Source organism: Nostoc sp. DedSLP04 (assembly GCF_034530775.1).
Taxonomy (GTDB): domain Bacteria; phylum Cyanobacteriota; class Cyanobacteriia; order Cyanobacteriales; family Nostocaceae; genus Nostoc.
On the sequence record NZ_JAVRCL010000081.1, the window covers coordinates 1 to 21,804 of the forward strand.

Annotated in this window: 19 protein-coding genes; 17 read left to right on the top strand and 2 right to left on the bottom strand. The window is 42.2% G+C overall.

Going from position 1 to position 21,804, the window contains the following annotated elements:
* From RMX89_RS30885 to RMX89_RS30920, 8 genes are all read left to right on the top strand, one after another.
* On the top strand, positions 1-186 hold a 186-nt coding region (locus tag RMX89_RS30885), incomplete at its 5' end, for a hypothetical protein (protein ID WP_322691628.1).
* Positions 187-434: 248 nt separating this feature from the next.
* Positions 435-644, top strand: a complete 210-nt coding sequence (locus RMX89_RS30890; RefSeq protein WP_073641323.1) for a hypothetical protein — start codon at positions 435-437, stop codon at positions 642-644.
* A complete protein-coding gene (locus RMX89_RS30895) occupies positions 634-1,023 on the top strand; it encodes a type II toxin-antitoxin system VapC family toxin (protein ID WP_322691629.1) in 390 nt (129 codons plus the stop codon). The genes RMX89_RS30890 and RMX89_RS30895 overlap by 11 nt, the downstream gene beginning before the upstream one ends.
* A gap of 183 nt (positions 1,024-1,206) precedes the next feature.
* Positions 1,207-4,413, top strand: coding sequence for a leucine-rich repeat domain-containing protein (locus RMX89_RS30900; RefSeq protein WP_322691630.1), 3,207 nt, complete (start codon positions 1,207-1,209; stop codon positions 4,411-4,413).
* 37 nt (positions 4,414-4,450) lie between these two features.
* Complete coding sequence (locus RMX89_RS30905; protein WP_322691631.1) at positions 4,451-4,894, top strand: hypothetical protein; 444 nt, start codon at positions 4,451-4,453, stop codon at positions 4,892-4,894.
* 334 nt (positions 4,895-5,228) lie between these two features.
* Positions 5,229-5,969, top strand: a complete 741-nt coding sequence (gene rppA / locus RMX89_RS30910; protein ID WP_322691632.1) for a two-component system response regulator RppA — start codon at positions 5,229-5,231, stop codon at positions 5,967-5,969.
* 179 nt (positions 5,970-6,148) lie between these two features.
* Positions 6,149-7,504: a two-component system sensor histidine kinase RppB gene (gene rppB / locus RMX89_RS30915; protein ID WP_322691633.1), complete on the top strand. Its 1,356-nt coding sequence runs from the start codon at positions 6,149-6,151 to the stop codon at positions 7,502-7,504.
* A gap of 173 nt (positions 7,505-7,677) precedes the next feature.
* Complete coding sequence (locus RMX89_RS30920; RefSeq protein ID WP_322691634.1) at positions 7,678-8,655, top strand: aromatic ring-hydroxylating dioxygenase subunit alpha; 978 nt, start codon at positions 7,678-7,680, stop codon at positions 8,653-8,655.
* A gap of 195 nt (positions 8,656-8,850) precedes the next feature.
* On the opposite strand, the gene RMX89_RS30925 is transcribed toward RMX89_RS30920, so the two are convergent.
* Complete coding sequence (locus tag RMX89_RS30925) at positions 8,851-9,603, bottom strand: TspO/MBR family protein (protein ID WP_322691635.1); 753 nt, start codon at positions 9,601-9,603, stop codon at positions 8,851-8,853.
* A gap of 156 nt (positions 9,604-9,759) precedes the next feature.
* Here RMX89_RS30925 and RMX89_RS30930 point away from each other — a divergent pair, with 156 nt between their 5' ends.
* From RMX89_RS30930 to RMX89_RS30970, 9 genes are all read left to right on the top strand, one after another.
* Entirely contained in the window at positions 9,760-10,377 is a 618-nt protein-coding gene (locus RMX89_RS30930) for a hypothetical protein (protein WP_322691636.1), read from the top strand.
* Between the two features lie 1,043 nt (positions 10,378-11,420).
* A complete protein-coding gene (locus RMX89_RS30935; RefSeq protein ID WP_322691637.1) occupies positions 11,421-11,726 on the top strand; it encodes a Nif11-like leader peptide family RiPP precursor in 306 nt (101 codons plus the stop codon).
* A gap of 411 nt (positions 11,727-12,137) precedes the next feature.
* Entirely contained in the window at positions 12,138-15,446 is a 3,309-nt protein-coding gene (locus RMX89_RS30940; protein WP_322691638.1) for a type 2 lanthipeptide synthetase LanM family protein, read from the top strand.
* Positions 15,447-15,594: 148 nt separating this feature from the next.
* Positions 15,595-15,900 (top strand): hypothetical protein, encoded by a 306-nt coding sequence (locus tag RMX89_RS30945; protein WP_322691639.1) that lies wholly within the window; start codon positions 15,595-15,597, stop codon positions 15,898-15,900.
* On the top strand, positions 15,897-16,319 hold the full coding sequence (locus RMX89_RS30950; protein WP_322691640.1) for a type II toxin-antitoxin system VapC family toxin: 423 nt from the start codon (positions 15,897-15,899) through the stop codon (positions 16,317-16,319). The genes RMX89_RS30945 and RMX89_RS30950 overlap by 4 nt, the downstream gene beginning before the upstream one ends.
* A 93-nt stretch (positions 16,320-16,412) precedes the next feature.
* Positions 16,413-17,120 carry a hypothetical protein gene (locus tag RMX89_RS30955; RefSeq protein ID WP_322691641.1) on the top strand — a complete coding sequence of 236 codons (708 nt, stop codon included), beginning with the start codon at positions 16,413-16,415 and terminating at the stop codon, positions 17,118-17,120.
* Between the two features lie 108 nt (positions 17,121-17,228).
* Positions 17,229-18,668 carry an NHLP bacteriocin system secretion protein gene (locus tag RMX89_RS30960; protein WP_322691642.1) on the top strand — a complete coding sequence of 480 codons (1,440 nt, stop codon included), beginning with the start codon at positions 17,229-17,231 and terminating at the stop codon, positions 18,666-18,668.
* A gap of 125 nt (positions 18,669-18,793) precedes the next feature.
* A complete protein-coding gene (locus RMX89_RS30965) occupies positions 18,794-19,099 on the top strand; it encodes a hypothetical protein (protein WP_322691643.1) in 306 nt (101 codons plus the stop codon).
* Positions 19,065-21,341 carry an NHLP family bacteriocin export ABC transporter peptidase/permease/ATPase subunit gene (locus tag RMX89_RS30970; RefSeq protein WP_322691644.1) on the top strand — a complete coding sequence of 759 codons (2,277 nt, stop codon included), beginning with the start codon at positions 19,065-19,067 and terminating at the stop codon, positions 21,339-21,341. Before RMX89_RS30965 ends, RMX89_RS30970 begins: the two co-directional genes overlap by 35 nt.
* A 238-nt stretch (positions 21,342-21,579) precedes the next feature.
* Here RMX89_RS30970 and RMX89_RS30975 read toward each other — a convergent pair whose 3' ends face one another.
* The gene (locus RMX89_RS30975; RefSeq protein ID WP_322671424.1) at positions 21,580-21,774 is read right to left on the bottom strand and encodes a hypothetical protein; all 195 of its coding nucleotides are present in this window, start codon (positions 21,772-21,774) and stop codon (positions 21,580-21,582) included.
* Positions 21,775-21,804 lie beyond the last annotated feature (30 nt).

Genomic DNA, 21,804 nt, shown 5'->3' on the forward strand with positions numbered 1-21,804 from the left:
GAAATAACAAATGAGTACCCCGAAATAACAAATGAGTACCCCGAAATAACAAATGGGTACTCCAAAATAACAAATGAGTACCCCGAAATAACAAATGGGTACTCCAAAATAACAAATGAGTACCCCGAAATAACAAATGGGTACTCCGAAATAACAAATGGGTACGCCGAAATAACAAATGCGTAAGCGTAGCCCGCCGTAGGCATCGCCATGATTGCAACAATTTAGCTTTGTCACGCCAGCGAAACGTACCGCAAATCTTTGGTGGATGAAGTTTTTCCGACTTAGCGATCGCTCGATTTTGTAAACAATGCCAAATAATTGATTGCAGGTATAATCACAGAGATAGCTAGAAACCAAATTTAGATATGTGCGATCGCCATATCTCATTCGTTATAATATTGACGATAAACTTTGCTAAAGAGGGCAAATATATGACTAGCCGCGAGCAGCTTATCCAAGAAATTGCAGAGCTTCCAGATGAGTTAGTCAAAGTAATGTTAGATTTTTTGCATCGGGTTCAGACAACACGTAGTCATCATCCTCTAGCAAAATTTGCGGGTATTTTGAGTGATGATGAGGCGGCTGATTTACAGAAAGCAATTCAAACTGATTGTCGTCAGGTTGATTTAAATGAGTGGTGAAATTGCGTTAGATACTTCTGTTGCAGTACGTTTTCTAAATGGCGATCCTAATGTTGTTTCAAGGGTATTAGCGTTACCAGAAATATTTTTGTCGGTGGTAGTAGTGGGAGAGTTACTATTTGGGGCTGAGAACTCGACTCGACCGTTGAAAAATCTTCCTCGATATTTGGAGTTTATAGAAGTTTGTGCGGTTGTGCCTGTGGAAAAGCGAACGGCAGTTATCTATGCTCAGACTCGTTTGGGTTTGAAGCGCAAAGGGCGACCAATTCCTATGAATGATGTTTGGATTGCAGCGCACTGTCTGGAACATGGCTGGGTGCTTGTTACCGATGATTCAGATTTTGACTATGTGGATGGATTGGTTATAGAGCATTGGTAATGATAGCTATTATGTTTTGAGATCGCTTTTCCCATCATCTCAAAGCACGTTGGCGTAGCTCGCACTTCGGCTGCGCTCAGTGACCACCGTAGGCATCGCCAACAAGTGATAATGTAGCATTTTTCACTAATCAGTTAAGATCATCTTTATCAATCTTCTTTCCTCACCCTTTTGCTTGGAATTATGACGCAGGATGAGTTGTTGGTACTGATAGATCGCGCCGTGACTGAGGGTTGGCAAGAGTTAGACTTGTCGGGGCAGGAGTTGACTGAGTTACCTGTGGAAATTGGTAAGTTGAAGCAGCTTAAGTCTTTGATTTTAGGAAAGAAGGTTGAAGGTTATGAACGAGTAAGAGGCCGCTATCTCCAAAAGGTTTCAGGCAACAATTTAAAAACGCTTCCACTCGAACTATTGGGTTTGCCTAATTTGCGTAAGTTGGATATCAGTGGCAATCCTTTAGAGAGGATTCCCGATGTGGTAACGCAAATACTACATTTAGAGGAACTTATCTTAATTCGAGGAGAGCTAACTGAAATACCTGATGCGCTCGCTAAATTAACCAATCTGACGCAGCTTGACCTTAGTCGCAACCAAATAACCCAGATTCCAGAGGTGATCGCTAATTTAACCAATCTGACGCAGCTTCACCTCGATGGCAACCAAATAACCCAGATTCCAGAGGCGATCGCGAATTTAACCAATCTGACGCAGCTTGACCTCAGTAACAACCAAATAAGCCAGATACCAGAGGCGATCGCTAATTTAACCAATCTGACTGTGTTTTCACTCAGTTTCAACCAAATTACTCAGATACCAGAGGCGATCGCTAATTTAACCAATTTGACTGTGTTTTCACTCAGTTCCAACCAAATTACTCAGATACCAGAGGCGATCGCTAATTTAACCAATCTGACAAACCTTTTCCTCAGTTCCATCCAAATAACCCATATACCAGAGGCAATTGCTAATTTAACCAATCTGACACAGCTTTACCTTAATAACAATCAAATTACTCAGATACCAGAGGCGATCGATAATTTAGCCAGTCTGACGCAGCTTCATCTCTATAACAACCAAATAACCCAGATTCCAGAGACGATCGCTAAATTAATCAATCTGAGGGAGCTTGACCTCAGTCGCAACCAAATAACCCAGATTCCAGAGACGATCGCTAAATTAACCAATTTGACGCAGCTTGACCTCAATGACAACCAAATAACCCAGATTCCAGAGACGATCGCTAAATTAATCAATCTGACGCAGCTTGTCCTCAGTCGCAACCAAATAACCCAGATTCCAGAGACGATCGCTAAATTAACCAATCTGACGCAGCTTGACCTCAATGACAACCAAATAACCCAGATTCCAGAGGCGATCGCTAATTTAACCAATCTGACGCAGCTTGTCCTCAGTCGCAACCAAATAACCCAGATTCCAGAGGCGATCGCTAATTTAACCAATTTGACGCAGCTTCACCTCCATAATAACCAAATAACTAAGATTCCAGAGGCGATCGCTAAATTAACCAATCTGACGCAGCTTGACCTCAATGACAACCAAATAACCCAGATTCCAGAGGCGATCGCTAAATTAACCAATCTGACGCAGCTTGACCTCAATGACAACCAAATAACCCAGATTCCAGAAGCGATCGAAAGTTTGCCGAAACTGAAAATACTAGATTTACGGGGAAATCCGCTTCCTATTTCACCAGAGATTTTAGGATCTTCTGATAATGTTGGTTCAGTTGAAGATATTTTCAATTACTTGCAATTACTCCGAAGCGGTGAAGTGCGTCCACTCAACGAAGCCAAACTCTTACTTATCGGACAAGGTAGCGTCGGTAAAACATCCCTTATCGAGCGACTAATCCGCGATAAATATGACAAAAATCAACCCCAAACCGATGGACTCAATGTGGAAACTTGGAACGTGCAGGTCAATAGCAAAGACATCCGCCTCAATGTTTGGGACTTTGGCGGACAGGAAATTTATCATGCCACTCATCAGTTTTTTCTGACTAAGCGCAGTCTCTATCTCCTCGTTTGTAATTGTCGCACCAGCGAAGAAGAAAACCGCATCGAATATTGGCTGAAACTAATCGAAAGCTTCGGCGGACAGTCCCCCGTGATTATCGTTGGCAACAAAAAAGACGAACAACCCCTCGACATCAACCGCAAGGCATTACGCGAAAAATATCCTAACATCGAAGCGATTATCGAAACCTCTTGCCAAGACAATATCGGCATTGATGAACTTCGCACCGCAATTTTGCAGCAAATCGCCAACCTCAAAGAAGTCTACGACCTTTTACCCCTGTCATGGTTTAAGGTTAAACAAAAACTCGAATCCATGACTGAAGACTTTATCAGCTACAACCGCTACATCGGTATCTGCCACCAAAAAGAGATTCCCGAAGAACAAAACCAAGAGCAACTAATCGACTTGCTGCATCGACTCGGCTTAGTTCTCAACTTCCGCGATCATCCCATCCTCAAAGATACCAACGTCCTCAAACCCAACTGGGTGACAGAAGGTATTTACACGCTCCTGAGCGATGAAAACCTCAAAACTAAAACCAAAGGCATTTTCACCCACGCCGATCTCACCCGCATTCTCGATCCAGAGCGATACCCCACCGAGCGTCACCGTTATTTGATCGGGCTGATGAAAGAATTTGAGCTTTGCTTTGCACTAGAATGTCAGCCACCACAATTTCTGATTCCGGGACTTTTGCCTAAAGACCAACCAGACGAAACAGAACTCGACGACGAAACTCTCGAATTTCAATACCATTACAAAGTTCTCCCCGAAAGCATCATTTCCCGCTTCATCGTCATCACCCACGAAAAAATTCATAACCAAATCTATTGGCGCAGTGGCGTAATGCTGCAATATCAAGAAAATAACGAAATCTACAACATCGCCCGCATCAAAGCCGATCCCGAAGACAAAAAAATCTTCATCACCATTAGCGGACGTAAAGAAACCCGCCGCTTATTTCTCGGCATCCTCCGCGATGTCTTCCAAAAAATCCACAAAAGTCTTCCCAATCTCGAAATCACCGAATGGGTTCCCGTCCCCAACCATCCCAAACATCCGCCCCTCGATTATCAAGAACTCCTCGGACTCGAATCAATGGGTGAAAGCATAATCACCATCGGCAAACTCAAATTAAAACTCGACCTGCGTCAACTTTTAGATGGCTACGAAGACATTAAAATACGTCAAAGAAAACAGACTGACCTAAGTGTAGAAGTCTCAGAAGATAGTCCTTACAATATTTCCTTTCAAATTAACGATCATCGCCGTTCTAAAACCTTTAATCAACATGGAGAAGGCGATAATTTTGCAGGCGATCTCATTGATGGAGATAAAATAATCAGATAATTATAAAAAATCTAGATATTGTTGCGCTCAAAAAACTATGTCTAACACCATCAATCAATTCGGCAAAGGCGATAACGTTGCAGGTGATAAAATCCAAAATGACTTCAAAGGCGCAAACATCGGCAACTTTGCCAACGAAGTCAAAGACAACGCCAGTCAGCAAGCCTCTAACTTCAACCAAACAAGCGGCGCAAACATCAGCGAAATTCTGCAACTAATTGGCAACCTGCGCCAAACTGCTGCCCAATTACCACCAGAAATCCGCGATGACATCATCATTGATATTGATGATGTAAAAGTAGAAATTCAAAAGCCAGAAAAAGAACGCAATGTACCCAAACTCAAAAAACGTCTAATAGCTTTACTAACTGCTGCTAGTGTAGCTGCTGGCGCGATCGCAGGTATGACAGACTTTGCAAACAATGTTATGGAAATAGGAAACAAATTAAATATCGAACTCAAGCTTCCTTCTGGTAAATAGACTTTTCTAACTCCAGGGGCGATGCAACCTATTCAAAATTAATAATCACGGCATAATATCAACTTGCATCTGCTGCTGCCAACATAGCAATTATATTTGAGATTGTGAAAATTTTTGTTATGTTCGTTCTTAGTCATTTGTCCTAAGTAGATTGCAAATGACAAATGATATCATGTCCGCCAAATTACTCATAATAAAAGAACCCCACCCCCAACCCCTCCCCGCCTGCGGGGAGGGGAGACAAAGCACAGCTTTGGCGGGGTGGGGTTCTTCGGGTTTAATAAGCAATCAAGCGGACATGATATGACAAATGACAAATGACAAATGACAAATTATGCGGCTTATATTAGTTGAGGATGAAGCAGATTTAGGTGCAGCAATCAAACAAGTCCTGAGCCATGAGGCATATATAGTTGACTGGTTTCTAGATGGTAATCAGGCATGGCAATATCTAGAAACTGGCTGGACTGAGTATACCCTGGCGATTTTTGATTGGATGCTGCCTGGAGTATCGGGGATAGAATTGTGTAAATGGTTGCGCGATCGCCAATTAACTCTACCGATATTAATGCTAACAGCTAAAGACCGGATGGAAGAAAAGATTATTGGTCTAGATAGCGGTGCGGATGATTATTTAGTTAAACCGTTTGATATGGCAGAACTGTTGGCAAGATTGCGAGCATTACAACGGCGAGCCTCTTACGTTGGAGCAACGCTGACACCTCAAGTCCAACCCCGACGCTTACAAGTAGGTTGTCTGACGCTCAATTACAGCACTCATCAAGTTATTCGTGAGTATGCTCATGGTGAAAAGCAAGTGTTTTCACTAACCACCAAGGAATTTCAATTATTGGAATATTTTATCAGGCATCCCAACCAAATTATCAGCCGCGACCAAATTATCAATCAACTTTGGGAAATTGGTGCAGAACCAGTTAGCAATGTCGTAGCAGCACAAATTCGCTTATTGAGACGCAAATTAGGAGAAGAAGACAGCGAATCTTTAATTGAAACTATTTATGGTGTGGGCTATCGCCTAAATATTAAACCTCTTGAGGGTTTTACCCCACCCTAACCCTCCCCGTATGTATTGGGGAGGGAACAAGATTTCTTATTTCCCCCCTTTATAAGGGGGGACTAAGGGGGGTAAATCCAGGGTTTGTGTGTACACCGTAGCCAATATATCGGGGGATCTATTCATGCTGCTGATTTTTGCTAACTTGACAGCAATACTTTCAGCAAGGGTTTAAAAATATGGAACGCAATCCCATTTTCCACCAAACTCGGTTGCGGCTTGCGGCTTGGTATACCCTTGTCATGGGCGGTATTTTAGGGCTATCTAGTTTGGGAGTTTATAGTGTGGTTGCCCATACCTACTATGAAACCATCGACCAGGGATTGCAATCAGTTGCAAACGCACTCCGAAAAAGTATTGAACCGGCTTGGCAACAACCCGGACAATTACAACGCCTGAATAAAGAATTTTCTTTAGAATTATGTGTGGCTCAGACTAATTGTTTGCCTAAAACAACATCCCTTAAAAAATCGATCGCAGAAGCGGCGAATCCAGTTAATTACTATATCCGTTTATTGGATGGCTCAGGAAAACTTTTTGCTAGTGGAGGTATGGAATTTGACAAGTTACCGATTGCCTCAACATTACATAATTGGCAAATATTAACAGATTACTCTGGCACTCGATACCGCGAAATCACTTTACCTTTGTATACTCAAAACCAGGTTTCGGGTTATCTACAAGTAGCGCGTAGTATCACTGATTTAGACCAACATCTTACTTATTTAAGATTAGCTTTCGTATTGGGATTGCCAATTTCTATGATTTTCGTTGGTTTGTCTAGTTGGTGGTTGGCAGGAAGGGCAATGCAACCTGTATATCTTTCTTACCAACAAATGCAACAATTTACTGCTGATGCTGCCCATGAGTTTCGCACACCTTTAGCAGCAATGTACTCTACTATTGAAGCTGCTATCAAGTTACAGCAAGAACCAAAAGCCAATGGTGGAATTTTAGATGTACTCAAACGCCAAAATCGGCGCTTATCACAATTAGTTGGAGATTTGCTGTTATTAACGAGGATAGATCAAAAACAACTAACAGGAGAATATCAGCCTTGCTGTTTGAATGATATCATTAGCGATTTAATTGAGGAATTAGCATTTTTGGCGGTAGAGACTCAAGTCAATCTCTCTAAGCAGGTGCAAGTCTCAGAAAAATTATATGTAATGGGAAATGAAGATCAGCTTTATCGTTTAATTTCTAACTTAATTGTCAATGCAATTCAAGCGACATCTAGCGGTGGAAAAGTCACGGTTTTTTGGGAAAAAAGTGAGCTTTACACCATAATTAAAGTTCAAGATACAGGAATTGGTATTGCCCCAGAACATCAACAGCGAATTTTCGATCGCTTCTACCGAGTAGATCGCGATGCTTACGGCGGACTGTGCCTACGCTCTCGCACCTCTGGCGGTTCGGGATTGGGATTAGCCATCGCGATCGCGATCGCCCAAGCACACAAAGGTAATATTCACGTTCAAAGTCAACCTGGGCTAGGTAGTACATTTACCGTTCGACTTCCTCTTTCACCGTGATTTATAAAAATAAATGTGGCTATTTGCAAATCTGCGATCGCAAGGTGCAACTTTGAGTTTTTGCATACATGGAGATCGCACCTTTATCTGTTAACAAATCCTAAAAGTGCTTTGATAGTTTTTCCACAGGATGATTAAGATATAGGTATTTGACCTGACGGGTATCGATACTCATGGTGCAAGACCAGATTTTGCTGAATGATTGGCATGTAATAGCGCGATCGCAAGACCTTCAACCTGGAACAGTCCTGCACAAGCGCTTATTAGGCGAAAATCTAGTGCTTTGGCATAATGGTGACAAAGTTTTAGCTTGGCAAGACCTTTGCCCTCATCGTGGCGCTCGTCTTTCTCTAGGATATGTTAACAAAGAGACTCTTGTTTGTCCTTACCACGGTTTAGCCTTTAATAGCGAGGGAAAATGTGTACTAGTTCCGGCTAATCCCGAACAATCGCCCCCTGCTCAAGCTTGTGTTAAAACTTACCAAATTCAAGAGCGTTACGATCTGCTCTGGGTTTGTTTAGGGACACCAAAACAAGACATAGCTCCGTTTTCTGAGTGGTACGATTCGGTCTATCAAAAGATTTTCTGTGGCCCTTACTACTATCACTCTAGCCCTTTGCGGGTACTGGAAAATTTCATCGATCCGGCACACTTCCCAATTTTGCATTCGGGATTATTTGCCCACGCCAGTCATCCTGAGTTGACGCACTATGAATTAGAGTCTCTTCCAGATGGGATTAGTTTCAAATGTGGTTTGTGGGAACTAGATTTTAATTCCGGTAATCCTCTGTCAGCACCACTGATTTTTAACACTTACGATTACCGCATTTTCCGTCCGCTAGTGGCATACTTTAAACTTGGGCCTGGAGATCGTCGTTTAAATATCTTCTATACAATTACGCCAGTTGATGAAGATGAATGCGTGGCGCAATATTGGTTAATGGTAAATAGTGTCCGCGAATTAAAAGTGGAAGTGTATCTAGATATTCAAAATCAAGTTGCTAGTCAAGATATCGCCATTGTCGAGTCCCAGCAACCCCGACGCTTACCTTTAGATTTGCAAGCAGAAGTACATTTATCGAGCGATCGCTATTCTATAGCATACCGAAAGTGGCTCAAACAACAGGGTGTTACTTTCGGCACTATTTAGAACTTGGCGATGCTTGTCATTTGTATGATTAAGAAAAAATATTTAGATAAAATTTGTTTATAAACTAACTTACTAAAAGAGTTTAAAAAACGGTAGATTGTTAATTAATCTACCGTTTTTTATGTATGTTGAATGCGGTAATCAAAAGTCAAGTAATATTTTTGCTATCTTTCATCCAAGGTTAATTTTGCAGATTTATCGATCCACAAGTGTTAGTTTTAAAGGATACAATGGCTCAGATCCATTTAATTGCCAAATTCTAAATACCAAAACAGCAGCTACAGTTAACCACACACAAGAAAATGATAAAGTCATTCCTGCTATAGAATTAGTTTGCCAATAAATTGCCGTCACTACTACAGCAGATAACCAAGGGCCTAAAATAACTACAGGTACAGCAGCACCTAATCTCCGTTCGACAGTAAAAATCGTATTCCAAGTATCCCCTAAAGCCAGATGTACCACAAACAAAATTAAAGGCAACACTAAAAACTGGTGATTCATTTGCTGCCAAATCAATACAGAATAAATTACCCGCAAAACAGCAATTGTCATCCAAACTATGGGAAATGCTAAAGGTGGAGGAGACCATCTTGGTCTGATTACCTGGTCATAGGTCTGACGAGAACGGGTATTATCTAAAAGAGAAAAAATTCGAGAACGGATACTTAATAGAGCAAAAAATAATCCAGCCAATAAAGTGCTAACCCAACTGGGAAAAGAAGAATTATCGATGAACATTACTAATTTTTCCATTCCCAACAACACGAGAATCATAACTAATATTTGTAGGATAGTCCCTAGTGTATAAACTAAAACTGCCTTGATATCTAGTTCTTGTGTAGTAGCTATTGATGTGTTTAGAGACTGTGATTTATTCCCAGGTTTTACTCCCATTACTGTATTTACAAACTGTTCAACTATTCCACTATTCTGGGATTTATTCATAATGAAGAAATGGCGCGTAGTTGGTAATTAGTAGTAATAAGTCATTATATGATATTCTAATAGTTAAAAATAATTTGGTTAAGCTCTTTTAATATCAGAGTTTATAAGTTCCGAATCTAATGTACAGTTTTTCGTAAGTGGTGTTGAGGAAAAAACGTGGAATTTCAGAAGTTCTTGTATATTTTTACTCTAGTAAATATTGCTACGTTTGCTCTGAGTGTACCTGTACTTGCTCAAATCACACAGGCTCCCTTTAATTCTGCACAGTCAAGTTGTCGTGCAACTAAAGTAAGTACTCCAGTTTTCAAAGAACCTTCAACATCATCCCATGCTATCAGAATATTGTCGGCAAAAACAAAGATTACTTTAGCATATATACCAGTTAGTGGAGATAGATTTGTCAGAATTAAAGCTCCGACTTCAGGGTTTATTCAAACTGCTGTACTAAAATTTTGTCAGCCGAATAACAACGCTCAAAATATATCGAGTAAACCTACTATTGGCAGTGTATGTCGGCAAATTGTACGACGGGAAACTATACGTCGCCAACCAAATACAAGAGAACCTTTTATTACAACACTTTCGCCAAATACAGTTGTGTATGTGAACTTGGTTACAGGTAATATAGTTAAGTCATACAAATCTGAGAATTATATTTGGGTAGAAATCGACCTTTCTAGAAGTTTCCCTGGAGAATTATCTGGTAATGGTTGGATAGTCAATACTGACTTAGTGAATACTCCTGGATTAAGCAGTCTGGCTTATTGTAGTTAAGTATCTAGGCATAAATAAATTTAAAGTTTGCAGTCAGAACTTTAGTCCTGATAATCCTTGCTTTGAGCGATAAATCGCTCACTATAAACTAGGAGTTTATTTTATATTAGACTTCTTGGCATCTGTCGGGGAAAGGGTAAGGGGGAAAGGAATAACAAAAAACCTTTAATATGCAAACATGCACCTTTTACCCACGAGAGTGCAAAAGTTACTTTTGCCAAGAGACTCCATGAGTGGAACTCACAAGGAACAATAAAAATATCTCTTCCCCAGTTCCCAGTCCCCATTACCCCTTATCCCCAGAGGGGACCCCACCATCCTCAGTCCTACGGTGTACACACATCTGTAAAAATCCTACCCACCCAATATTTCTGTTCAAGTGAAAGTCCCACACTGAGCAAATATCCCGCCCTGAACTAAAGTTCCGGGCTGATAGTTAAAGTCCTCTAAAAGAGGACTAAACTAAATTTCTTGTTTAGTCTTCTTTTAGAAGACTTTGGTTATGAGACTCGGAATTTATTCCGAGGCGAGATAGATACACTGCACCAACACTTATGTGTACACCGTAGCCATCCTCAGTCCCCAGTCCCCAGTCCCTATTTCGGATCAGTTACAACACTAATTTTGATGGATCTAGAGCAAGGGATGCATTCATTGACTAAAAAGAGGGAAAGGGAACCCCACCTTCCCCTTTACCCCAAACCCTTGCGAAGCATCCTGACTTCAAGCCCATAACTAAAGTTATGGTGTTCCCTTTCCCCTTTAACCTTTAACCTTTAACCTTTTCCCTGCCCGAAGGGCATTGACTCCAAACGGGAGGATCTACAGTAAAACCTGGGCAATCAATTGTCAGGCAGAAATACATCGCGCATTTCGATGGATATCGATGTCATTCCCGAATTAATCTGTGCTGAAAAATTTTTTCGCAATTGTAATTATTTCCCCTAGTTCTCCCCTATTTCTTTCTAAATTCAAATCAGAAAAGCAGAGAACACCGCCCCAAACAAGCGCGCAATCTCTGCCGTATAAATAAGTCAATAAAAATGGAGAACAAACCTATGCTACACCAAATTAAAGAATTGCTGCAAAACGTACAATTACAACAGCAAGTAAAAGCAGCAGCTAACCAAGCAGAAGCTATCAAAGTGATAGCGATCGCGAGTGCAGAAAAAGGTTATAACTTCACAGTTGAAACTATTTCTCAAATGTTGGCAGAATTAACCTTTGTGGACTCCAATGAACTGAGTGAAGAAGAATTACTTAGTGTTAGTGGTGGAATGATGGCTGATAGTGCAGCCAAGCTATGTCATACAGCTAGCTGTGGTGGCGGACACGCAGGCTGCTGCTAAAAACGGTAGCTTCTGTTTCTCTTTGGCATTGTAACCACCACAGGTCAGGTTGTTTTTCTAAAAGAGCTTTTTAGATCCAACATCTCCAATATTTTAATTTGGATAACTTCCATACTTGATACTGAGGTTCAATGCAGAAAGAGATGCTGCATAACAGATTCCCTCTTTGCTTTTTTAATCAAGGGAAAGAGGGAATTTCATTAGATTTCTTGCAGAAATCAAAAAAAGAACCCTACTCCGTCTTTAACTTACATCAAAGTCTTCCCTGCTTGCGTGCGAGGAGGGGCTGGGGGTGGAGTGTTAGAAAACTTTTGCAAGAGGTCTATTGTTTTCATATTTCTAATTAATAAATTTGAAACTAATTTTTTGTCTTTTTAACGATTAATACTTCCCACTATGAGAAATCCAGCTATGGTTCAACAAGTTGTTTGCTTATCCCCACAGAAAACATCAGACGAATTAAGGGCGATCGCAACCAATGCTAGCTTTATCTGGGAACGTCTTGATGAAAGCAGATTTGCAATTAATGGCGATCGAGTCAACGAACAAGAAATTAACCGTCGGCGCGATCGCTGGTGCGAAGTTGCAGCAGAAGGTAAATTAGATACGTTACACAAACGCTTACAATGGGAAGGGCTAGACCTCGATACTGTTAGTTCCAAATTGGGAAGTATCGAGTTAGTTGCCGATCGAGCTTTGCCTGAGTGGGCAGAAACCTTGCAGCACATCATCCAAACCGCTACAGGATTCAATTCTGCAACCGAAGTATTTCTACCAATCGATTCACAAAATCCGATCGCCTTTGAAGATATTCTTTTGCCTGCTATCTTGGTAGCCAGACAGCAATTACTGACTCGGTGCGGCAGTCAATTCACCCAAGATTGTCTTCCCTTATCGATTCTTTCCCACGACGCTTACAGTTCTTTAGAACGTGGTCTACTGCTACGATTAGCAGGACTTTGCACTAAGACATTAGATTTTGAATTTTCTCAGGTGCGTCCCTTTGGTCAAAGCTTGCTCGGCTTACTAGGACTAGAGACAGAAAATAATAACACTCACTACACCAAGTTCGTCAATCAACTCCTAGAAGATGGAATGCTGACGTTCTTCCAAAAGTATCCCGTTCTCGGTCGGTTAGTGGCAACAGCCGTCAATTTTTGGGTTGAGTTTACTGCTGAATTTCTCGAACGTTTAGTTGCAGATAGGACAGATATTCAACGAACTTTTGATGAAAGAATTGTTCCATTTTCTCAAAACAAAGTTACCGAAATTCAAACATCCATTTCCGATCCGCATAAACGCGGACGAACAGTAATTTTGCTCACCTTTGAGTCTGGACTGAAACTTGTTTATAAACCCAAAGATTTAGGACTAGAGGTTGTCTTTAATCAATTTTTAGATTGGTGTAATCAACACAGCAATCTTTTAGATTTTAAAGTCATTCAGGTGCTAGAACGCAACGGTTACGGTTGGGTAGAACATGTTGAACAGTTGCCTTGTGTTGATGAAGCAGCTGCGAAACGATTCTATCAGCGTTCTGGGATGTTGTTGTGTGTGCTTTACGCCCTCAGAGCCACAGATTGCCATTACGAAAACTTAATTGCCAATGGCGAACATCTGGTGCTGATTGACATGGAAACGCTGCTGCACCACGAACCGAATCTCATTGAAGACTCACCACTTACCCAAGATTTAGAAACAACCGCCACACAACAATTTTGGGATTCCGTACTCCGCACCGGACTTTTACCGCGTTGGGACTTTAGTGGCGATCGCAGTGTCGCTTATGATATTAGCGGGCTAGGCAGCACAGATCCCCGACTATCTCGCCGGAAAGTGCCGCGCTGGCAGAACATTAATACAGATAATATGCATCTGTCCTCTGAGTCTGTAACCTTACCGATGGGGAAAAATGTGCCGTGCTTGGATGAAGTTGTTCTATCTCCAAACGATTATCAACTAGAAATCACCACTGGCTTTGAGCAGATGTATCGCTTTTTAATGGCGCACAAAGATTTCTTAATTTCACGCCAAAGTTTGCTATCTGCGATGCAAAATCAGCAGGTGCGCTTTATCTTCCGCAATACCCGCATTTATGGCATCATCCTTCAAAAAGCTTTAGCACCCGATTACCTCAAACACGGTGTAGATTACAGTATTCAACTCGATGTTCTCAGTCGTGCTTTTCTAGTTGCTCAGGAAAAACCGAACGCCTTTCCTGTTTTGAGCGCCGAACTCCGAGCGATGGAACAATTGGATATTCCCTTCTTCACGGCTAGCGCTGTGGTTGATGAACTGAGTTTAAACGGTTCTTCTTCCATTCCCAACTACTTCAAGCAATCCAGTTATCAAGACCTGCTCAACCAGTTACAATCTCTAGATGAAACCGACTTAGCTCGACAAGTAGCGATTATTCAAGGCTCTTTCGATGCCAAGATTGCAACCACCTCCAGCCGCCAAGGTGGGCAATGGCAAGGGGAATCGTTACCGTCGCTGAGTTCAGAACAATTGATTGCCGAAGCCAAGGAAATCGCCACTCAACTGGAAACTAGAGCCATTTCTGACCCTGATGGCAGCGTTAACTGGATTGGCTTAGACTTTGTGCCTCGCGCTGAACGATATCAACTGCAAGTATTAAACAATTGTCTCTCTGACGGACGCTCTGGAGTTGCCTTGTTTTTAGCGGCACTGAGCCAAGTAACTGGTGATTCCCGTTACCGCGATTTAGCATTTAGAACATTGCAATCTCTGCGTCGCCAAATCCACACCATCGATCCCGAAACTTGGGAACGCATGGCTCGTTTCATGGGTGTTGGGGGTGCAACAGGTTTAGGATCGATGATCTATAGCCTGGTAAAAATTAGTCAATTTCTCAACGATGCAACGCTGTTGTCAGACGCTCAAGTATTAGCCGATTTGATGACCCCAGAACTAATTGCTGCCGACGAACACTTGGATATTATGAGTGGAGCAGCGGGGGCAATTTTAGGGTTATTGTCCCTGCATCAAGCCACAGGAGAAGCAACCGTTTTAGAAAAAGCGATCGCCTGTGGACAACATTTAATCAACCGTCAAGTTAGCCACAACGGTGCGCCCAAAGCTTGGCATACTTATTGGGATAAGCCCTTAACTGGCTTCTCTCATGGAGCCGCAGGTATCTCCTATGCCTTGCTCAGACTTTATGCCGCCACCTCAGAGGGCAAGTACTTAGAAGCGGGTTTAGCAGGAATTGAGTATGAGCGTAGCGTCTTTTGCCAGTCCACTGCCAACTGGCCCGACTTCCGCCGAATGGGACAACCGGGACAACCTGACTTTGCAAATAAGTGGTGTCATGGTGCAGCCGGCATTGGTTTGGGACGCTTAGGCAGTTTGAGAATCGTGGAAACGTCGGAAATTCAACAAGAAATTGAAATTGCTCTCCAAACTACTCAGAATTTTGGCTTACAAGCGATCGATCACTTGTGCTGTGGCAACTTCGGTCGGACGGAAGTGCTGTTAGTCGGTGCAAAAATCTGTTCCCGTCATGATTGGCATCAAATTGCTCACCAGAATGCAACAAATGTTGTGGCTAGAGCCAAGCGAACTGGAGCTTATCAACTGTTCCCAAACTTACCCAATTCTGTATTTAATCCTGGCTTTTTACCCGGTATATCTGGAATTGGTTATCAATTGCTGCGTCTGGCTAACAATAACTTGCCTTCAATATTGTTGTGGGATTGAGCTTGTTGCTCATACCCAAAAACAGCTTTTGACCACATCCTATTAGCGTAAACTAATAGGGTCATAACTAGCTCTCTCAAGGTGTTGGCTGCTGATAAAAGCCCAAAAGCTAGTCATCTCAAAATTTTAACGTTCTGCTGATTTCTGTGTGACTGAGGCAGTTGGATTTAGACTTGAAGTGATGGGACTGGAGGAAAGACTGGTGACGAAAGCAATTGGTCTAGAGCAAATTATTGCCCAAAAGGTTCTTACCTTATCAAAGGAACAACAGCAGCAAGTACTTGACTTTGTAGAATTTCTGCAATTGAAATCATCAACAGTGGAGTTTAAGCACCATGATGGCACGCCAATGTCTGCTTTAGAAGCCGCAGGAGACTTAGTTGGCTGCGTGGATTCTGGCCCTGGGGATCTCTCGACAAACAAGGAGTACCTTAAAAGACCATTAACAGAATGAAGCAAGCGGTACTGCTAGATACAGGCCCATTAGTAGCTTTAGTCAATCGGAGAGAGCAGTTTCATAAATGGGTGACAAATCACTTTGGACAGATTGAACCACCTTTGTTAACTTGTGAGGCAGTAGTTACAGAGGCTTGTTTTCTCTTACAAAATGTTTACGGAGGAGAAGCAGCAGTAATTTCTTTTGTACAAAAGGGAATCATCCATCTTCCGTTTCGGCTCTCTGAAGAAGCTGCTGCTGTTGACGAGTTGATGCAACGTTATCAGTCAGTTCCAATGTCGTTAGCGGATGCGTGTTTGGTGAGGATGGCAGAACTGGCAACTGAAAGTGAATTGCTCACATTTGATAGTGATTTTAGGATTTATCGGAAAAATCGTAATCAATTAATTTCTGTGATTATGCCAAAAGAACAATAGTTTGATCTTCATAGAAAATTCACCATTACCACTGAGGTAGTTCATGAGGTTCTCCCTTGAAACTAAAAAAGGAACAAATTTACTGCGAAGCTAATGCGAATTCTAGATTTTCTAGTTGCTGTTAACGGTGTTGCTCAGTTATGGGGTGGTAATGAACAATTTTTGGGAGTGCTATCCAGTAATCAATATGACGTAAACTCGATCAGCAATCTGCATGGGATATATGGGGGTCAATATGGCTTATACAGCATTAGTAATCTGCATGGTATGTATGGTGGAAAATCTGGCTTATACAGCCCTTACAATACTCATTGCCTCAATCCCCCTGTCATTTTCTATCAAGCACAACCAATGCTAATGGTTACAAGAAATAGCTACGTTCAAACTAATGGATTATCCGTAGTTGACCCAGACCTCGTAATAGAAGTGTACACCAAATTAACAAGTCCTATACCGACAGTTAACCCAGTGCAAGTACAATCTGATGCGTTGAAATATGCTAACCAAGCCTCTGCCCAAATAATAAGTAATGGAGAAAGATCAGTACAATTAACTGCTGTTAATCATCAGCCAGATGGACTTTTACAAGTTCAACTTTTAGAGTGTTGGGTAGAAGGAGCCTCTTCAAATATGTTGCAATATGATATACAAAACCTTAGCTGTGAGAATTTAACAGGAAAATTAGTAAGTTTTTATGGAAATGTAGGTATTGATGTAGTTACCCAATATCCAAATCAGGAAATGACATTTACTCAGGGGAATGTCTACGATCAACTAATTTGGAAAGTCTGTGGTAAATAATTAGAAGATCGCCTCCCCTATTTCTCCCCTAGTTCTCCCCGATCGCACTTTAATCTTAAAAGTCTAGAAGACTTGAAGCTCTAGGCGCTCTCAGCAAGAAGGAGAACAATGCAACTAAAACACAGCCACATTTTCCGTCAAGAAGCTCTGGAGCGTTTATCTTCACCAGAACAACTGGATCGAGCAATACAAGTTGTCAAGCCTCAAGCTTGGTTGACTCTATCTACTTTGAGTTTTGTGGTTGCTGTAGCTGGCGTTTGGAGTGTGTTCGGTAGAATTCCCCTGACTGTCACAGGCCAAGGTATCTTGATTAAACCGCACCATGTTGTGGAATTTCAAGCACCCAGTTCTGGGCCGTTACTAACTCTGAAGGTAAAAGCGGGGGATATTATTAAACAAGGTGATGTGCTGGGTATTATCGACCAATCAGCGCTAAAGCAGCAATTACAGCAAGAGCAAGTAAAGTTGCAACAACTGCAAACCCAAAATCAAGAGACTGACAGGTTACAAAAGCTGCTGATTGACCAACAAATCATTACTCTTGGACAGCAGAGAATGGATTTGGAAAATAATCTGCGCCGAGAGCAAGATGCACCAAAGTTACGCGATCAAACATTGAGAGCGATCGCTCAAAAACGCCAAAGCATTAATTCCCGCAAACAACAAATTAATTACTTACTAAAAACTCTCAAAGGACGGGTTGATAACCGTCGTCACCTTTTTGGGCAGCATGTCATCAGCCAAGATATGTTGGTGCAAGCTGAACAGGAATATTTTAACACTCAAAGCGAATTATCAGATATTGATGTGCAACTAAAGGATCTGGAAATCCAAGAAACTACTACACAACGAGAATATCTGGAAAATCTTAATAGAATTGACGAAATTAAAACCAAAATTAAAGATATTAATACTCAAAATACTAAACTACGCGAACAAGACTTAAAGCAATCAATTGACAAAACAAATCAAATTCGGGAAGTAAAGCGGCGAATTGCCCAATTAGAACTGCAATTATCTCAAGAAAGTAGAATTATTAGCAAATATAATGGTCACATTCTCGAACTGAGTGCTGTCCCTGGACAAATGATGAATCCGGGTAGTCGCTTGGGGTCAATTGAGGCTGAACAGCCAAATTCAAAACTTATGAGTCTTGTTTACTTTGCTAATAAAGATGGTAAGCAAATCAAGCCGGGGATGGCTGTACAAGTGACTCCCAGCTTTGCTAAACGCGAACGCGAAGGTGGCATTGTCGGAACCGTTGCAGATATTTCTTCATTTCCGGTAACTACACAAGATATTACAGCGATCGTTGGTAACAAAGAAATTGCCGCCAGTCTTGCAGGTAAAGGTGAAGGCAAGGTGCAAGCTTTTGTCCAACTTCAAGAAAACCCTACATCAGTAAGTGGCTACAAATGGTCATCTTCTGATGGCCCAGCCTTAAAAATATCTTCTGGCACAACTACATCAGTTCAGGTAAAAGTTGGAGAAAAAGCACCGATTTCTTATATTATTCCGATGTTACGCTCTTGGACTGGGATTTATTAATTTACGCCGTGTGCAACTTTCTTTCAGACCTAACCCCCAACCCCTTCCCTACAAGGGAAGGGGAGCAAGAATCAAAGCCTCTCTCCCTGTGGGGGAGAGGTTTGGAGAGGGGTTCTAAGGATAAGTTGCACATCGCGTTTATTTGGGCATTGGGGTTAAAACTTGAAAGTTTACCCTCAGAGGCTCAACTTCCACCTTCAGAAGCTCAACGTTCACCCTCAGAGGCTCAACGTTCACCTTCAGAGGCTCAACGTTCACCTTCAGAAGCTCAACGTTCACCTTCAGAAGCTCAACTTCCACCTTCAGAGGCTCAACGTTCACCTTCAGAAGCTCAACTTCCACCTTCAGAAGCTCAACTTCCACCTTCAGAAGCTCAACTTCCAAGTTCTAATACTAATGCCCAATTCCCAATCCCCAATTCCCAAACTTAAACCAAATCGTGTCCGCACTTCTACACTTTTACAAATGGAAGCAGTCGAATGTGGTGCGGCTGCTTTGGGAATAATTCTGAGCTATTACGGGCGGATTGTACCACTGGCTAAACTGCGTGAAGAATGCGGTGTCTCGCGGGATGGCAGTAAAGCTTTTAATATTCTCAAAGCTGCCAAAAACTATGGACTCAATGCTAAAGGTTTAAAACTGTCTCTGGAAAAGGTGACAGCTACCCGTCTCCCCTACATTGCCTTTTGGAATTTTAACCATTTTCTCGTAGTAGAAGGATATAGCAAGAAACGCGTCTACCTCAACGATCCTGCCAATGGTCGCAGAACAGTGAGTTGGGAAGAGTTCGATCGCGCGTACACCGGTGTTGTGCTGACAATGGAACCAGGAGCGGACTTTCAGAAGGGAGGCAAAAAAAATCACATTGTCTCAGCCTTAAGTAGCCGCTTACAAAACTCACGAGTTACTATCTTATTTTGCTTGCTAGCTGGATTATTGCTAACACTGCCTCGGTTAGCTGTGCCAGCCTTTTCTCAGGTATTTATCGATGAGATTTTAATCCAAGATCGGCAAGATTGGTTACGACCTTTGCTGTTAGGAATGGTGTTAACTACTTTATTACGGGCATTCCTTGCCAGACTGCGGCTTACCTACCTGCGGCGATTAATGGTTAAGTTGTCAGTCAGCACATCAGGACTATTTCTCTGGCATATCCTGCGATTGCCTGTTGGGTTTTATGACCAACGGTTTGCTGGGGAAATCAGTAACCGGGTGCAACTGAATGACCGGGTGGCAGAGGTACTCTCAGGGCCTTTGGCAACCACAGTGATTGACGCGGTGATGATGGTCTTTTACTTGCTGATTATGATTCAGTATGACCAATTACTGAGTGCGATCGCAGTTGGTTTTGCTTTAATCAACATTCTCGCCCTCTTATTTTTATCGCAAACTCGTGTAGATACAAATATGCGCCTAGCTCAGGAATATGGCAAGGTGGGTGGAGTAACGATTAGCGGCATCCAAACCATAGAAACCATCAAAGCTTCAGGGCTGGAGTCAGATTTATTTGCTCGGTTTGCGGGTTATTACGCTAAAGCGCTCAACGCCCAGCAACAATTAGGCTTACAAACTCAAATTCTCACCACATTACCGACAATTTTGACAGCCCTAGCCACAGCTTCGATTTTGCTGGTTGGTGGTTTACAGGTAATGAATGGCAATCTCAGCATTGGAATGCTAGTTGCCTACCAAAGTTTAACATTGAGTTTCTTAGAGCCAGTCAATAGCCTCGTCAATTTTGGCAGTACACTCCAAACTTTAGAAGCTGATTTAAACCGCCTTGATGATGTATTGCAAAACCCCGTTGATTTGGAAGTCGAGTCAGGCAAGGGAGCAGCACTTCGGCTACGCTCAGTGACCGAGGAGCAAAGGAGCAGAGGGGAACTTATTGCAAGTCTTCCCCATGCCCAATGCCCAATGCCCAATGCCCCATGCCCAATGTGGCAATTACAGGGTAATGTTGAGTTACGGAATGTCACTTTTGGGTACAGTCGTGTGGAATCTCCGTTGATTGAGAATTTGAGCTTGATTGTCAAGCCAGGGCAAAGAATAGCGCTTGTGGGGGGGAGTGGTTCTGGTAAATCGACAGTTGCTAAATTAATTTGCGGGCTTTATCAACCTTGGGATGGGGAAATCTGCTTTGATGGTGTAGAGCGATCGCAAATTAAACGCTCTGTCCTTGCTAACTGGTTGGCAATGGTTGAACAGGATATCTTTTTATTTGCGGGGACTGTGCGAGAAAATATCACTCTTTGGGATTCAACTATACCAGAAGCCGATTTGGTGCAGGCTTGCCAAGATGCAGCGATTCATGATGCGATCGCATCTATGCCTGGAAAATATGACTTTGAGTTGATTGAAGGCGGTATGAATATTAGTGGTGGACAACGCCAGCGTTTAGAAATTGCCCGTGCTTTGGTGAGAAATCCCACAATCTTAGTACTGGATGAAGCAACCAGCGCCTTAGATGCAGAAACCGAGTTGATTATTAACCGTAACTTGCAACAGCGTGGTTGTTCGTGTATTGTAGTAGCCCACCGCCTCAGCACAATTCGCGATTGCCATGAAATTATTGTGCTAGAGCAAGGTAAAATCGTCCAGCGTGGCACTCATGAGGAATTATGGCAGCAAGGCGGAACTTATGTTCGCCTACTTCACGCAGCAGAAGCATAATGGACTTCTTGGCATTGTAGGGAAAAGGGGAAGGTGGGGCCCCCTCTGGGGATAAGGGGCGGGGGTAAAGGGTAAAGGTATGGAATTTTCTCTTACCCTTTAACCTTTAACCTTTGCCCAACATCAAGGCAAAAGTTACTTTTGCAAGATGTCTAATAATCAGGTATTCAATCCACCATTGTTGAGTTGCTAATGATTGCCGAGGCAGTTAAACCTTGACTCATCGTCAAAATCAGCTTTACTCTCGATCAATTTTTTCGATATCATCAGGTGTACCAGTGGCAGAAATTTTTGATGTGCCAGATTTACCTGCACCTGAGTTGCCACCAGAAGCGCCAGCACCGCCTGAGTGTTTAGCATCGGTGTTGCCTTGTTCTTCTTGAAGCTGTTCAAGGCGGTTTTTTTCTTGAGCTTTATCTTTTTGGTCAGCCATATCTTATTTACATTTTTCGCTATGCGATCG